13 protein-coding genes are annotated in these 15,122 nt (G+C 34.5%); 3 read left to right on the top strand and 10 right to left on the bottom strand.

Annotation, left to right across the window (positions count from 1 at the left end; genetic code table 11):
• Positions 1-5 precede the first annotated feature (5 nt).
• Positions 6-947, top strand: a complete 942-nt coding sequence (locus tag FCN74_RS05920) for a mechanosensitive ion channel family protein (protein ID WP_138931675.1) — start codon at positions 6-8, stop codon at positions 945-947.
• On the opposite strand, the gene bshA is transcribed toward FCN74_RS05920, so the two are convergent.
• The 10 genes from bshA to FCN74_RS05970 form a co-directional block, all read right to left on the bottom strand.
• Positions 944-2,071, bottom strand: a complete 1,128-nt coding sequence (gene bshA, locus FCN74_RS05925; RefSeq protein ID WP_138931676.1) for an N-acetyl-alpha-D-glucosaminyl L-malate synthase BshA — start codon at positions 2,069-2,071, stop codon at positions 944-946. The two genes, FCN74_RS05920 and bshA, sit on opposite strands and share 4 nt — an antisense overlap.
• 65 nt (positions 2,072-2,136) lie before the next feature.
• Positions 2,137-5,031 (bottom strand): glycoside hydrolase family 3 N-terminal domain-containing protein, encoded by a 2,895-nt coding sequence (locus FCN74_RS05930; protein ID WP_138931677.1) that lies wholly within the window; start codon positions 5,029-5,031, stop codon positions 2,137-2,139.
• A gap of 14 nt (positions 5,032-5,045) precedes the next feature.
• Positions 5,046-5,528: an ABC transporter ATPase gene (locus FCN74_RS05935; protein WP_138931678.1), complete on the bottom strand. Its 483-nt coding sequence runs from the start codon at positions 5,526-5,528 to the stop codon at positions 5,046-5,048.
• Between the two features lie 75 nt (positions 5,529-5,603).
• Positions 5,604-6,215, bottom strand: a complete 612-nt coding sequence (locus FCN74_RS05940) for a hypothetical protein (RefSeq protein ID WP_138931679.1) — start codon at positions 6,213-6,215, stop codon at positions 5,604-5,606.
• 117 nt (positions 6,216-6,332) lie between these two features.
• Complete coding sequence (locus tag FCN74_RS05945; RefSeq protein ID WP_138931680.1) at positions 6,333-7,007, bottom strand: NAD(P)H-binding protein; 675 nt, start codon at positions 7,005-7,007, stop codon at positions 6,333-6,335.
• Positions 7,008-7,177: 170 nt separating this feature from the next.
• Complete coding sequence (locus tag FCN74_RS05950; RefSeq protein ID WP_138931681.1) at positions 7,178-7,969, bottom strand: (Fe-S)-binding protein; 792 nt, start codon at positions 7,967-7,969, stop codon at positions 7,178-7,180.
• Positions 7,970-7,974: 5 nt separating this feature from the next.
• On the bottom strand, positions 7,975-8,412 hold the full coding sequence (locus tag FCN74_RS05955; RefSeq protein WP_138931682.1) for an LNS2 domain-containing protein: 438 nt from the start codon (positions 8,410-8,412) through the stop codon (positions 7,975-7,977).
• Between the two features lie 16 nt (positions 8,413-8,428).
• Positions 8,429-9,766, bottom strand: coding sequence for a 4Fe-4S dicluster domain-containing protein (locus FCN74_RS05960; RefSeq protein ID WP_138931934.1), 1,338 nt, complete (start codon positions 9,764-9,766; stop codon positions 8,429-8,431).
• Positions 9,767-9,771: 5 nt separating this feature from the next.
• Positions 9,772-10,719: an MlaD family protein gene (locus tag FCN74_RS05965; RefSeq protein ID WP_171047125.1), complete on the bottom strand. Its 948-nt coding sequence runs from the start codon at positions 10,717-10,719 to the stop codon at positions 9,772-9,774.
• A 30-nt stretch (positions 10,720-10,749) separates the two neighbouring features.
• Positions 10,750-11,901 (bottom strand): N-acetylmuramoyl-L-alanine amidase family protein, encoded by a 1,152-nt coding sequence (locus FCN74_RS05970; protein ID WP_138931683.1) that lies wholly within the window; start codon positions 11,899-11,901, stop codon positions 10,750-10,752.
• A gap of 66 nt (positions 11,902-11,967) precedes the next feature.
• Here FCN74_RS05970 and FCN74_RS05975 point away from each other — a divergent pair, with 66 nt between their 5' ends.
• Both FCN74_RS05975 and FCN74_RS05980 read left to right on the top strand, forming a co-directional pair.
• Positions 11,968-14,703 carry a putative LPS assembly protein LptD gene (locus FCN74_RS05975; RefSeq protein ID WP_138931684.1) on the top strand — a complete coding sequence of 912 codons (2,736 nt, stop codon included), beginning with the start codon at positions 11,968-11,970 and terminating at the stop codon, positions 14,701-14,703.
• A 34-nt stretch (positions 14,704-14,737) separates the two neighbouring features.
• Entirely contained in the window at positions 14,738-15,121 is a 384-nt protein-coding gene (locus FCN74_RS05980; RefSeq protein WP_138931685.1) for a Rid family detoxifying hydrolase, read from the top strand.
• Position 15,122: the final 1 nt, after the last annotated feature.

Below are 15,122 nucleotides of genomic sequence, written 5' to 3' on the forward strand. Positions count from 1 at the left end.
ATTGAATGGTTTATCAAGATAAAGCTACAAAAGATACAACTGACCAAATCTTTGACAACACACATACAGCTTGGTCAGAATTACAAGATAAATTAGATAATTGGGTGGATTCATTAATATTGAATCTGCCCAATTTTATTTTAGCAGTACTCGTTTTTATTCTCTTTATTCTCATAGCCAATTTATCGGCGATTGGAATCAATAAAATTTTACGTAAAACTAAGGCTCAGCATTCCGTAAGGGTAGTTGCTATTAGAATTTACAAAGCTATTGTGATTCTAATAGGGTTTTTTATTGCATTAGGTATTCTAGATTTGAGTACAGTGCTGACCTCAGTACTAGGTGCAGCAGGTGTTTTAGGTTTAGCTGTCGGTCTTGCACTTCAAGGCACGTTAACCAACACTTTTTCTGGAGTGGTGTTGAGCTTTATTCCCAAAATACAAATTGGGGATTGGGTAGAAACCAATGGCTTTGAAGGTTTTGTCATCGACATCAACCTCAGAAGTGTAACCTTAAAAACAGCTGATCAAAATTTGGTTTCTATACCAAATTCAAAAATTGTTGACAACCCTTTTAAAAATTTGAGTTCTGACGATCGGAGTATTGCTATTCTAGAATGCGGAGTGGGCTATGAAAGTGATCTGGAATTTGTCGAAAAGATTACAAAACAAGCAATTGAAGAGGCCTTACCACAAGAGAAAACCGAAAAAGTTGAATTTTTCTACAAAGAGTTTGGTAACAGTTCAATAAATTACGAAGTCCGTTTTGGTATTAAAGAGACAAACGCAAAAGATGAGTTACTAGCCAAGCACATTGCAGTTAAAGCTATCAAAAAAGCCTACAACGAAAACAACATCAACATTCCGTTCCCAATTCGTACATTAGACTTTGGAAAAAATAAATTTCGTTCTGAAACTCTTGAAATTAAAAACCGATCTACATCTTAAGATTCTACGAGCATAGATTTATAAAGTTCTTCATAGGATTTGATAATATTTTTGATATCAAAATCACGAGCTCTTGCTTTGGCAGCATCTTTAAATTTTTGATGTGTTTTGGGGTTGCTTAAAATTTTTAAGGCATTTTTGGCCATATCATCCACATCGCCTACATTGCTTAAATATCCTGACTTACCTTGAATATTAACCTCAGGTAAACCACCGGTATTTGTAGAAATAACCGGGACACTATGTGCCATAGCTTCAAGAGCGGCTAAACCAAAACTTTCTTTTTCTGACGGCAGAAGAAACAGGTCAGAAAAACACAATATTTTTTCAATATCGTTACTTTTCCCCATAAAAATCACTTGATTTCTAACACCAAGCTCTAAAGCAACGTTAACAGCTTTATCCCGATCCGGTCCATCACCAATTACGATGAGCTTAGCTTTTTGATGTTTTAAGATATTGGCAAATATTTTTATGACATCACTTATTCGCTTAACCGGTCTAAGATTACTAACATGTGTGATGATCATCTCATCGTCATCCGCCATAGTGTGCCTTTGGCAGTCTTCAACGTCGTCATTGAGATTATCAAAATCAATAAAATTTGGGACGACATATATTTTGTTTTTAATATCAAATATTCTTAAGGTATCAATTTTTAAGCTATTTGAAACTGATGTAACGCAGTCGCTCTTATTGATACTGAAATTTACTGCACCCTTATAAAAATTATGGCTTCCCACCAACGTAATATCTGTACCGTGTAGCGTTGTCATCATTTTAATATGATAACCGTCTTCTTTCAACATTTGTTTTGCCATATAGCCAGCATAGGCATGTGGTATAGCATAATGCACATGGAGAATATCAATATCGTATTTTTTGATGGTATTAACCAACTTGGTTGATAATGCCAGTTCATAAGGTTGGTAGTGAAATAAAGGATATTCAGGAACAGACACTTCATGAAAGTGAATATTTGCAGATAAATATTCAAGCCTAACAGGTTGTTTATAAGTGATGAAATGTACTTCATGTCCCCGGTTGGATAAACCAATGCCCAATTCGGTTGCCACTACTCCACTTCCTCCAAAAGTAGGATAGCAAACAATAGCTATTTTCATGTAAAAAATTTTGTACTAAGATAATTCTATTTCCAGGTCATTAGTCTTAAGAAACTCCAAAATTATTAATCTTCAACATGATCGTAGATAATTTGTTGAATTTCGGTACGGATGTTTTCTTTAATCAGTTCAGTGTTACTCATGTCCGGATGGATACGATTTGATAGAAACACATACACAATATTTTCCTCAGGATCAGCCCAAGTATAGGTTCCTGTAAAGCCGCTATGTCCAAAACTACTCATCGATAAGCAACCGCAGGTCGGACCAACCTCTTCGAGTTGTGGCTTATCAAAACCCAACCCACGTCTTACATCGTCTTCACAATAATAACAGGTATTAAATTTATTGATTGTTGAAGCTTTTAACAATTCTGCATCACCATAAACCCCTTTATTCAGAAACATTTGCATAAATTTTGCCACCGCATTAGCATTGGCAAATAAACCGGCATGACCACCTACACCACCGAGCAATGCAACCCCTTGATCATGAACGTAACCTTTGAGGAGTTGCTTTCTCCATAAAGTATCATTTTCTGTAGGGACAATATTCTTTTTGTCAAATTCCTTTATGGGGTGATACCGCATCATATTAATACCCATTTTACTGTAAAACTTATCAACAATAAGTTGATCTAAAGGTTCATTTTCATAGCGTTCGATAATTTGTTGAATAATATAAAACGGAAGATCACTGTATTTGTACTCTAAATCACTAGAAAGCTCACTTTCGTAAATTTTGTTGTAGATGCTATCTCTAAAATCATTTCTGACATACATATTTTCTGCAACTTGAGTAGAGTAATTAAAGTCTGGTGTATCCTTATAATATTTGTCTAAATCTTTAAGTGTTTCTAAATAAAATGGAATCCAAGATTTAAGGCCAGCATAGTGTGATAGCATATGTTTAAAATCAATAGAGGCTTTATTTGTCATTGAAAGTTTAGGTAAGTGCTGGTATAAACTGTCATTAATATCTACTTTGCCTTCTTCTTCTAGTTTCATAAATAAAGGTAAAGTAGCTAAAATTTTGGTCAAAGAGGCCAAATCATAAATATCGTCATTCTTAACTTTTATCTTTTTATCATAAGTGTGATACCCGAAGTTTTTTTGATAGATGCTTACACCATTTTTAGTCACCATGACTTGTGCTCCCGGTATCATTTTTTCTTTAACAGCATGATTGACAACTGAATCTATTTTGGTTTCAAATTTTGGATTTATACCTTGATTTTGGCTATAACCGTATGCTAACCTCTCTAAAGAATTAAAACGGTAACCAGAACCTTCAGGATAGATAATACTGATATCTACGGGTAATTTCCCACGTGCTGGTCTGGCGCCAAAGAGAATTTGTGCAACGACAGACTGAGCCAAATCAGCGTTTTGATAGGCTTGGACAATGGCTTTAATATTTACTGTGCTTTTGATGTCACTTAAGGCATAAGGACTAGCAAAATTAACCAAAATTACAGGTACTTGAAGACTGATTTCATGTAGCGCAACGAGTTCTTTGTCTGTAAATTGATAAGATTTCCACGGTGTTGCATTTGAGGTGTGATGACCAATAACAACCTTATCGTAACGCTTCAGCTTATCTATTTTTTCATTGAGAAGTTGATTAGAGTTTATGGTATCAATTGTATCGTATCGGTTTAAGATATCAATAAATTTTTTATTGCTTGCATTTCCCATTTTAAGATAAGCGATACGTTCTTTTTCCAAATTTTGAAAGGGTAAAATGTTGGCATTGTTTTTTAATACTGTAACTGCCTGAGCAATTGATTTCATATAAACAGCATCATCCATTGCAGAATTGAGGTCATCTTTCAAATGTCGAGTGTCTATAGACTTGTAGTTTGACAACCCTAACTTATATTTAGCATACAATATTTTCTTTACAGAGTAGGCTAATCGGTTTTCTGTAATTTGACCCTTTCTGTAGGCTTTTTTAATTTTTTTTACCGCCAAAGGGATATTTTCTGAAATCAAAAGAATATCATTTCCTGCCAAAAAAGCTTGAAGGTCAATTTCTCCTGGCTCATCAAAATTGGCAACACCTTTCATGTTTAAGGCATCTGTAAAAATAAGTCCTTCAAAGTTAAATTTTCCTTTGATCAGACCTGTTACCACATTTCTAGAAAGCGAAGTCGGTAGGTTGTTTTGAGATTCTAGGGCTGGAACATTGAGATGGGCAACCATGATACTACTCAGTTGCGTTTTTGTAAGTTGTTCAAATGGGTAAAGCTCTACATTTTCTAATCTCTCTTTTGAGAATTGTATTGATGGTAATGTTTTGTGCGAATCAGTATCTGTGTCTCCGTGACCCGGAAAATGTTTGGCACAAGACAAAATGCCTACTTCATTAAAAGCTTCCACAAAGGCTTTTGCTTTTGCAGTGACCTTTCTTTTGTTTTGGCCAAAAGATCTGTTACCAATAATTGGATTTTTAGGATTGGTATTAATATCGACTATAGGCGCAAAATTGATGTGTACACCAAGGCGTTTATTGTGTTTTGCAATTTGCAACGCGACATCTTTTACAGTTTTGATATCTTCAATTGCCCCTAAAGTCATATGCCAGGGAAACGCATAAGTCGAATCGAGTCGCATGGCTAAACCCCATTCGGCATCCATGGCTATCATTAAGGGAGTTTTACTTAAGGCTTGATATTGGTTGGTGAGCTGAGCTTGTTTTGTGGGTCCGCCTTTAGAAAAAATAACACCACCAATATGGTATTTTGTGATAAGTTTTGTTATATCTGCTCTAGGATTTTCTGAAAAAACATCAACCATAAATAGCTGTCCAATCTTTTCATTTAGGCTCATAGCGTCATAGAGGCTATCTACCCATTGCTTTTGTGACAAGTGGTCATGAGTTTGTAAAGGCTTAAAAGAAGACTGAGAAAATGATATATACCAAAAAAAGAGTAGACCGAAACTGTATAAGTATTTCATTAAATTAAAATTATTTATAGAAACCTAGCGTGCCAGCTATCTTTTAAAGGAACTTCCCAATAATCTTCAAATTCTTGTTTTGAAGCTACCAAATTATTAAAAACAATTGTATTTGCATTAACAGCACGCTGTTTAACCATTTTTTTAAAGTCTAATAGGGGTTTAAACGCTATATGTTCACCATGTTTGTAGGAGACGTTCATTTTGTCTAGCAAATCTACCTTAAATTCTTTCTCTAAACTTTGAATAAAATGAACCATACTATCAATTGAACAACCCGATGCATTAGATTGACTTTCGTCAACACTTATAATAATAAAGCGTCTGTATTTTATAAGAAATGATGTTTTTAACTGATTACCATGGGCTGACCAAGCTTCTAAAAACGTTTTGATGTCTTTGTTAAGTTTTGAAATTTCTTCCTCTGTAAAGCTTCTGTTACACTGGTAAACCCAAATTTTTGAGGATTTTGGTAACTCGTCGAATTTAACTAGCATATTTTTAATTTATTCATTGCAAATATAATGAACGTGCTTGGTTGAAAATGGTAATACTAGTCTAAAATTTAGTAGCTAAAAGACACCTCTACAATCGCGTTTTAATTTTACTTGTATTCTTTCAATTTCTTTAGCACCTGGCGGTAGCATTGCACTGGATAAACCTTCGTACTGATTTGAGTCTTTCCACTTGAGTATGGTCTCACTAAAAAAAGCTGAAGCCAAAGAATCGGTTTCATATACGACTAAATCAAAGATCTCACCTTTGTCACCACCAAATCTTGTAACCACTTGCCATTTACCATTTTCTTTGTAAGATGTGTTGGTATAATCGGATTGCGGATAATATTTTTGGTCAGATGGTCTTAGCAAAACCCAAATGTCTTTGTTATGGCCTTTGGGGTAAACACCCATGCTGAGAATTCGACAATTAACCGTATCTCCTTCAACTGGTGATGTAACCTGAACTTTTTTGATAGGGTATTCAATATCAGATGTATTCCCCACATCAAAAGTTTCAATATCGGCTATCGGCCTTAACGCACCATAACTAAAACCACCATAAAGCAAAAGGACTATGCCTAAAGTACCGAGAATTATTCTGAATAGATATTTCTTTTTGTATAAAATGGCGATTAATAAAAAAATTACACCTAACGCAACTGAAACTATGACACTGGCTAACATACTAAATGGTTTGATTCATAAATTTACAAAAAAACTAATATTGTAAATATTTATATGTTATTTTATCGTATAACCCAAAAATGAGCGTAAAAATCAAGTATTTTTTTGATGTATTAACTAGAAATGGTTTTGAACGAGTTGTATGATATTGTTATAATGATAAATCTGTATGTCGTCTTTTTCTTTCTTTTGCCTTACAACTTCTACCATAGCTTTTGCAACATCATTAGCGTGAATCGGTCTAATTTTGGACGGTAATAAAAACGAAAAAGTCTTCATGATGATTTTGGCCACTTTTTCAGCAAACCTAAATTCTTGTCTTTTACCGAGTAATATTGAAGGTCTGAATATATGTAGGTATTGAAATCCAAGTTGGGATAGCTCCTCTTCGACTTCTCCTTTTAATTTTGTATAAAAATTTGAGCTCTTGGCATCTGCACCTACCGAAGAAACCAAAACAAAAGTATTACAAGCTTTAGACAAACCAAATCTAGCGGCCTTTACAGGAATGTCATAATCTACTGAACGGTATTTTTCTTTATTGCCTTTGACTTTTTTGTTGGTTGTCCCTATAGCGCAATAGATGATACTTTGGGGTTCAATGGCATCTCGAAAGGCTTTATCATCTTTAAAGTCAATAACAACCTCTTTAACCTTAGGATGGTAAAAATTAACTTTTCGTCTTAAGATTGTTGTAATCTGTGTGACAGATTCATCTTTGATTAAATAGTTTAAAACATGATGACCAATAAGACCTGTCGCACCGAGAAGAGTTACTTTTTTGTTTTTCATGTCACCGGTTCTACAATAGTGCTAAGATTTAAAAGATGCAATATTTATAAAGATGACTTAAATTATTCTTTTTTAAAAAGAAAGCTGAAATTAAAATATAAAGAAAAAAATTGCTTGTCAATTTTGACTTAAAAGAACTAACAACATAAAAATAAGCCGACATCAAGCTATCATAATTCATCAGCTTCAGCAATCATTTCTACAACATCATAGACTTTGATACTGTCTTGCTTTTCTTTGTTTTTAACCCCATCTGTCATCATGGTGTTACAAAATGGACAGCCAGCAGCAATAGCTTCGGGTTGAGTTTCTAAAGCTTCTTCTGTTCTATGGATATTGACTTCTTTGTTGCCGGGTTCGGCATCTTTAAACATTTGAGCACCACCGGCACCGCAGCATAAACCTCTACTTTTACAGCTTTTCATTTCTACGAGTTCAACATCCATTTTTCTGAGCAACTCTCTAGGGGCTTCGTACTCACCGTTTGCACGTCCAAGATAACAGGGATCGTGATACGTAATGCGTTTACCCTTGAATTCGCCACCTTCTATTTTGAGTTTGCCACCCTCAAGTAGCTGTTTCAAAAATTGAGTATGATGGACAACTTCGTAATCACCACCCAAAGCAGGATATTCATTTTTGATAGTATTAAAGCAATGTGGACAGGTGGTAACAATTTTTTTGATATTGTATCCATTTAATACTTCGATATTTGTAGCAGCTTGCATCTGAAACAAAAATTCGTTTCCTGCACGCTTGGCCGGATCGCCTGTACAGCTTTCTTCGGTGCCTAATACAGCAAAATCAATATTAATTTTATTGAGAATTTTTACAAAAGCCTTAGTTATCTTTTTTGCTCTATCATCAAAACTCCCAGCACAACCTACCCAAAACAAGATCTCGGGTTCTTTTCCTTCTGCCATGAGGTTTGCCATTGTAGGCACTTTTAAATTTTCGCTCATATCATTTAATCTTTAAACACTTGTATGTTAACATTTTTCATCACTAAATCTGTAAATTTACCCTTATAACGAGTAGCTTTCACCAAATGATTATCGATCCAGTGGTAATTTCCACCTCGCGGCTTGCCCATGAGTAAGCTATGATATTTAAAACCGTGCTTTTGTAGCCAGTTTTCAGTCACTTCTCTATGGTCTTCGGTTCTAGAGGTAAAAAAACAGATTCTGTGTCCGTCTTCATACCATTTATTAATAGTTTTTAATGCGTCTTCAAAGGGTTTACATGTGGCCATGCGTTCGGGTTCTTCATTGGGAACATCTTCTGTGACTGTTCCGTCAATATCAATCAAATAATTTTTGATATGATCCGGTAACATTGGACTGACATGTTGGTCACCAGCTATAGTTTCTTTTAAAAATTTATCGTTCTCAGTTTTATCAGACATAAGAAAATAATTTTGGTTAGTTGTCTTGAACCCAATTTAATCGGTCTTGTTGATTGTACGGCCATGGTGCAGCATTGTTTTCTATATTGGTCATGGCATTATTTAATTCTGCTGGAGCTGCACTCTCTTCCATAACAAGATATTGTCTCATATCCATGATGATAGATAGTGGGTCAATGCCAATCGGGCAAGCTTCAACACAAGCGTTACAAGTTGTGCATGCCCATAGTTCTTCTCGACTAATGTAATCGTCTAAAAGTTGCTTTTCATCGGATTTAAACTCGCCATTTTTATTGATGTTCTCCCCTATTTCTTCCAGTCGATCCCTTGTATCCATCATGATTTTACGTGGAGATAACTTCTTTCCGGTTTGGTTTGCCGGGCATTCTGAAGTGCATCGACCACATTCAGTACAGGTGTAAGCACTTAAAAGCTGGAACCAATTGAGATCAGTAGCGTCGCTAGCTCCGAATTTTTCGGGGATTTCTTCTGATGCATCAGAATCCCCTTCTGCAGGTGCGGCATACGGGTCTGCATTGGGATCCATCATCATTTTTACTTCACTAGCCACTGTTTCATTGTGACTAAATTGCCCTTTAGGTTTTAGCCTGGAATAATATACATTTGGAAAGGCTAACAATATATGCAAATGCTTAGAATAGTATAAATAGTTCAGAAAGAAAAAGATGCCTAGAATATGCAACCACCACGCCGAGCGTTCGATTGTAATTAGTGTCGCATTAGAAAAACCTTCAAAAAGTGGCAATAAATATTGGCTGATTGGGAAAGCTCCAGCTTGACTATAATGCTCTGCGTTATTGAGCTGTAATTGATAATCGGTAGCGTTCATGGTTAAAAATAATACCATTAATACCACTTCAAAATACAGAATATTATTGGCATCATTTTTTGGCCAGGAGGTCATCTCTTTAGACCAAAATCGTTTAATTTTAGAAATATTGCGTCGTGTCCAAAAAAGTATTACACTTATTAATACCAACAAGGCTAAAACTTCAAAACTCCCAATTAATACATCATAAACCGGCCCAATAAATGAAAATATACGATGCGTCCCTAAGATACCATCAATTATAATTTCTAAAACTTCAATATTGATGATGACGAAACCAACATATACTAGAACATGAAGAAAACCCGCTATGGGTCTTGTGACCATTTTGGATTGCCCTAAAGCTACCCTTATCATTTTTTTCAACCTTTTTGACTTATGGTCTGTTTTATCGATGTCTTTTCCTAATAAAATGTTTCTTCTCAGCCGGTTTACATTTCTAGAAAAAAACCAAATCGAAAACCCTAAAGATATAATAAACAGAATTTGTGGTAAATAAGACATCATATTTATTGGTCTCGATTTTCAGGTTTGACGTATTCTTTATTCTTTTTTCCAAAAACAGAAAAATGCATATAGCGTTTGGGGTTAAGTTTTAAGTCTTGTAACAATTCTTCCAGTTGTTTTGAAGCTTTTTCCAGATTAACATAGAGTTTATCATCATTCATTAGCTTACCAATACTACCGTCACCATTATCAATTTTTGCCGTAATGCTATTGATACTACTAATTGTGGTATTTATGTTATTTACCATTTTACCAAACTCAACTTGAGACAGGGTATCTGAAAATTGTTTTAATTTTTCAGAAGTCTCTGAAGCATTGTGAATTGTATTTTGAATATCCTCAAGGTTTTCAGACAAGACAAAATCTACATTTTCAGCTGTAGAATTCAAGTGTTTAACGGTTTTATTAAAATCATTAATAGATTTTTTAATAGACTCTCTAGTGCCTGTATCCATAACATAATTGACAGAGCGAACCAAGGTATCAACACTAGAGACAACACTTTCAACCTTAGTTTGAAGAGGTGCTAGTTGGTCATTTACCAATTCTAATAACCCAGCCTCTATTTGACCTTGAAGTGTATCTCCGGATTTAGCATTGATGTTATTTTCAAAATCTGGAACTATTGCAATAGACTTCCCGCCTATCAAATCACCACCATATATTTCAGCGATACTAGTTTCTGAAAAAGAAAAGCTATTTTTGATATTCATGGTAACTACTAGTTTAGCATCATTTCTTATTTTGATATCGGTCACAGAACCAATTTGAAGACCATTGATTGTGACAGCAGAAGATGGGCTTAAACCTTCAACCTGATCGTATACTGCGTAGAATGTTCTAGAATTTTCTAATAGATTTTTTCCTTTTAAAAAATTATACCCGAAAATGAGTAAAGCTATCGCAACGATAGCCATAAGACCCACTCTTAATTCTTTAGAAATGTTCACAGACGTTGAATTTAATAAGGGTAAAAATAATTATTTGATTTGGGTTTTCAAGGCTTGTTCTATACTAATTTTCTTATCATCTAAATAGGCGATAATAAAAGCGCCTTTATAACCTTTATCTTTGGCCTCTAAAAGCTTGTTTTGTATATACTTATGAGAATGAGATTCTGCATATCGGTATTTGTACAAATCTCCTTCTCTTATTCTAAAAATAGGGTCTAAGCCATTAAAATTCTCTGCACTGGCCTTAATTTTTCGCTTTGCTGCTGCAATTTGTACGTAAAATGTGGCCCGATATTCATCACTAACATCTTGATTTTTGGTAACTTCAGAACCGGCGTAATTATTATCATTTTCTATATGAAGTGCATTTTTGTAATTAATCACAGCTTGGCTTATTTGTTTAGCCAAATGAGATTGTCCACTCTCTGATTTTAAAAATTTGTTTTCATTCTTATTAGATAAAAATCCCAATTCAACCAGAACACTTGGCATATAGGTTTCTCTTAACACTAGAAAACCCGCTTGTTTTACACCTCTGTTTTTACGTTTTAAGTTTTCAGTAAAATTCTTTTGAATATAATCTGCCAGTAAAATACTTTGATCTAAATATTCTTCCTGCATTAAACTAAAACCAATGTAAGATTCTGGGGAATTTGGATCAAATCCTCCATATTTTTCTTCGTAATTTTTCTCAAGTTCAATGACTTGATTTTCTTTCATTGCTACCTCTAGGTTGTCTTGGTTTCGATGTAAACCCAAGACAAAAGTTTCGCTTCCGTAAGGTGAGCGGCTTTTTACACCATTACAGTGAATAGAGACAAACAAATCTGCTTTGGCCTTATTGCCAATAACTGCTCTTTCATTTAGGCCAATAAACTCATTGTTTTTACGGGTATAAATCACTTGTACATCTTGATAGGTTTTGAGTTTTTCACCTACTTTTAAAGCGACCGCTAGAACAATATCTTTTTCATAAATTCCAAATCCAGTTGTTCCGGTATCCTTCCCGCCATGTCCGGCATCAATAACGACTTTAAACTTTTCTTGGTTTTGAGCTTGAAGAGCAACACTATTAAAACAGTGTAAAAGAACAATAAAGCCCAAAGTGAAGTGTTTTTTAAAAGTCAAGGCTTTATAAAGACTTTGAAGCTTTAATTTTAATTTTTGTGACCTATTCATTTAATAATATGTAATTTTGACGGTTTTTATAACAGTATCATTATAACAAAAATACGACTATAAATCTTGCAGGCAAGAATACCACATATACTTTTATGCATTTGTTTTAGCGTAAGCTTTAATATTCATGCCCAAATTGATCAAAACCCACTTCCATCAACCCCTGATAGTCTTCAGAAAAAGGATATTATTCAAAACGATAACCTAAAAATAGAATCTAAAGGCATCATAACTGTCCCGAGAAATCCAATTGTAAATGACAGCGTAAGAACTGACACTGTTAATAATGCAGCACTGACAGACATTGTTAAAAAGGAAGCTTCAGGTTATCAAAGAATGTCAAAGGTTGAAAACAAAATGTATCTCTATGATGAAGCTAAAATCCAATATGGTGATATTGAGTTGACGGCTGGACGCATCATTTTAAATAATAATAACGACAATGTATTTGCAGCAGGTATAAAAGACTCAACAGGCTATACACAAAGACCAGTTTTTAAACAAGGCAGCAATGTGGTAGAACCTGATAGTATTTTCTTTAATTACAAAACAAAAAAAGCGTTAATTTATAATTCTAGAACCCAAGACGGAGAGCTCAATATTATAGCCGAAGCTTCCAAGCGAGTCAATGATTCGGTTTATTATATGCGTAATGCCAAGTTTACAACTTCTGAAGATGTCGACAACCCAGAATACTATTTTCTTGCGCGTAAAATAAAATTTGTACCCGACAGTAAAGTCGTGACAGGCTTAGTAAATATGTATATTGCAGATGTTCCTACACCACTTGGTCTGCCGTATGGTTTTTTTCCATTAGCAGATAAACAATCCTCTGGGTTTATTATTCCATCCTTTGGCGATAATAGAAATCGTGGTTTTTTTCTTCAAAATGGCGGATATTATTTTGCCATCAGCGACTATGTAGACTTAAAAGTTCTTGGAGATATATATACAAACGGTAGTTATGGCTTGAGATTTGACTCTAATTATGCTTTCCGCTATAAATTTAATGGCAGGGTAAGTTTGCGTTATGAAAAATTATTTATTGAAGAACGCGGTTTTCCAAATTTCTCTGAACAACAGATATTTAATTTTAGATGGAACCACAATCAAGACCAAAAAGCCAACCCGAGCTCAAGGTTTTCAGCTTCTGTAAATTTAGGCTCAAGTCAATTCTTCAGACAATCTGTAAATCAAACAAATACAGGTAATTTTTTAAACAATTCGTTTAACTCTTCTATTTCCTATTCTAAAACTTTTGAAGGCGAACCGGGAATGAACTTAAATATATCTGCTACCCATAGCCAAAATACCAATACGGAACAAATTAACATGACGTTGCCCACCTTGCAATTTAGTATAAATCGTATTTACCCTTTTGAACCAAAATTTAGAGCAAAAAAAGGGGCAATTGAAAACATAAACCTTCAATACAATTTAAGGGGTGAAAACCGAATACAAACTACAGACTCATTGTTTTTAAAACCTCAAATGTTTGATGACCTGAATGCCGGGATTCAACATAGTATTCCAATCACGACAAACTTTAAAGTGTTTGATCACTTTAGTGTATCAACAAACTTAAATTATCAAGAAACCTGGGTTTTTGAAACTTTTGAACCTTTTTTTGATGAAGAAAGTCAAACAATAGCACGTGACACAATCAGTGGTTTTGATTCTTATCGAACTTACAATGTCTCTGCCAGTGTGGGAACTACAGTTTATGGCATGTTTAATTTTGGTGATGATAAAAAAATAAAGGCTATAAGACATGTTATGCGCCCAACGGTGTCTTACTCAATCAATCCGGGTTTTGATCAGTATTTTGAAGAGATCAATATTCCAGGAGTAGGAACTACACCTGACAGAACAAGACAAGTTTCAAGATTTGATGGTACTTTGTTTGGGGCACCAAACCCAAATTTTGCCAGTAGTATGTCTTTTGGCTTGACAAATGATTTTGAAGCAAAGGTTAGAAAAAAAGATACAACACTGACAGGTGATGAAGCTTACAAAAAAGTAAAATTGTTGAGTAATCTGGGGCTTAATGCGAGTTATAATTTTGCTGCAGATTCCTTAAAATTAAGTCCCATAAGCCTTAGAGGTAATATTCCGCTTTTCGACGAAAAAGTTAATATAAATATTATTGGTGCTTTAGACATGTATGCACTGGACAGTAATAATAGACGAATTAATACTTTAAATATTAATAACGGTGGAAGCCTATTTAGGTTAACACGCGCTAATGTGAGTTTTGGTTATAGATTATCTAATGAAGATTTTACAAAAGAAGAAGAAGACGAGGATGAAGAGCAAGATGAAGAAGAAGATTTAAACAATGATACTTTTTTAAGTGGTGGTCGACCAGATGATTTATTTGGGAGTGGTGACCCTTTAAATGATCGTTTAAACCCCAATGGTAAAAAAGATAAACCTAAAACAGATGACAACGAATTTTATAATTATAAACCACCATGGTCATTAAATCTTCAATATGCAATGACTTACAATAATTCTGCCCGACAAAATGAAATTTCAAGTCACTCGATCATGTTTTCCGGTGACATTGAGTTGTCTCCTCGCTGGTCGATTGGAGGTTCGTCAGGGTTTGATCTAGTCGACCCGGGATTTACCTTCACCCAACTTAGATTTAGTAGAGATTTAAAAAGTTGGCAAATGAGTTTTAATTGGCGCCCGATTGGCAATCAGCGGTCTTGGTTTTTCTTTATTGGGATAAAATCAGGTATTTTTAGAGATATCAAATACGATAAAAACCGTGAACCAGATAGAAGACTCAATTAAAGTTTCATACATTTCATACTTAAAAAAGGATTATATGTCAAAACAAATTATCAACACCGCCCATGCAGCAAAACCCATAGGTCCTTACAACCACTCAGTAAGATATGGTAACTTATTATTTACATCCGGACAAATTGCTTTAGATCTCAACGGTAAGTTAATTCAGGATTCAATTGAAGACGAAACACATCAGGTTTTTAAAAACTTAAAAGCGATTTTGAGAGAAGCCGGCTTAGATTTTAATAACGTTATCAAGGTTAGCATATTTTTAAAACATATGTCAGATTTTGAGGTAGTCAATTCTGTGTATGGTAAATATTTTAAGTCTGATACAGCTCCGGCCAGAGAGACTGTTCAAGTCGCTAAACTTCCTAAAGATGTCAATATAGAAATTAGCCTCATAGCAGGTCTAGATTAGC

Source organism: Mesohalobacter halotolerans (assembly GCF_006120725.1).
In the GTDB taxonomy this organism is placed as follows: domain Bacteria; phylum Bacteroidota; class Bacteroidia; order Flavobacteriales; family Flavobacteriaceae; genus Psychroflexus; species Psychroflexus halotolerans.

Bases quoted from the DNA above. Each gene is read 5' to 3' on its own strand.
- FCN74_RS05920 (WP_138931675.1), top strand. From the start codon at position 6: ATGGTTTATCAAGATAAAGCTACAAAAGATACAACTGACCAAATCTTT.
- bshA (WP_138931676.1), bottom strand. From the start codon at position 2,071: ATGAAAATAGCTATTGTTTGCTATCCTACTTTTGGAGGAAGTGGAGTA.
- FCN74_RS05930 (WP_138931677.1), bottom strand. From the start codon at position 5,031: ATGAAATACTTATACAGTTTCGGTCTACTCTTTTTTTGGTATATATCA.
- FCN74_RS05935 (WP_138931678.1), bottom strand. From the start codon at position 5,528: ATGCTAGTTAAATTCGACGAGTTACCAAAATCCTCAAAAATTTGGGTT.
- FCN74_RS05940 (WP_138931679.1), bottom strand. From the start codon at position 6,215: ATGTTAGCCAGTGTCATAGTTTCAGTTGCGTTAGGTGTAATTTTTTTA.
- FCN74_RS05945 (WP_138931680.1), bottom strand. From the start codon at position 7,007: ATGAAAAACAAAAAAGTAACTCTTCTCGGTGCGACAGGTCTTATTGGT.
- FCN74_RS05950 (WP_138931681.1), bottom strand. From the start codon at position 7,969: ATGAGCGAAAATTTAAAAGTGCCTACAATGGCAAACCTCATGGCAGAA.
- FCN74_RS05955 (WP_138931682.1), bottom strand. From the start codon at position 8,412: ATGTCTGATAAAACTGAGAACGATAAATTTTTAAAAGAAACTATAGCT.
- FCN74_RS05960 (WP_138931934.1), bottom strand. From the start codon at position 9,766: ATGTCTTATTTACCACAAATTCTGTTTATTATATCTTTAGGGTTTTCG.
- FCN74_RS05970 (WP_138931683.1), bottom strand. From the start codon at position 11,901: ATGAATAGGTCACAAAAATTAAAATTAAAGCTTCAAAGTCTTTATAAA.
- FCN74_RS05980 (WP_138931685.1), top strand. From the start codon at position 14,738: ATGTCAAAACAAATTATCAACACCGCCCATGCAGCAAAACCCATAGGT.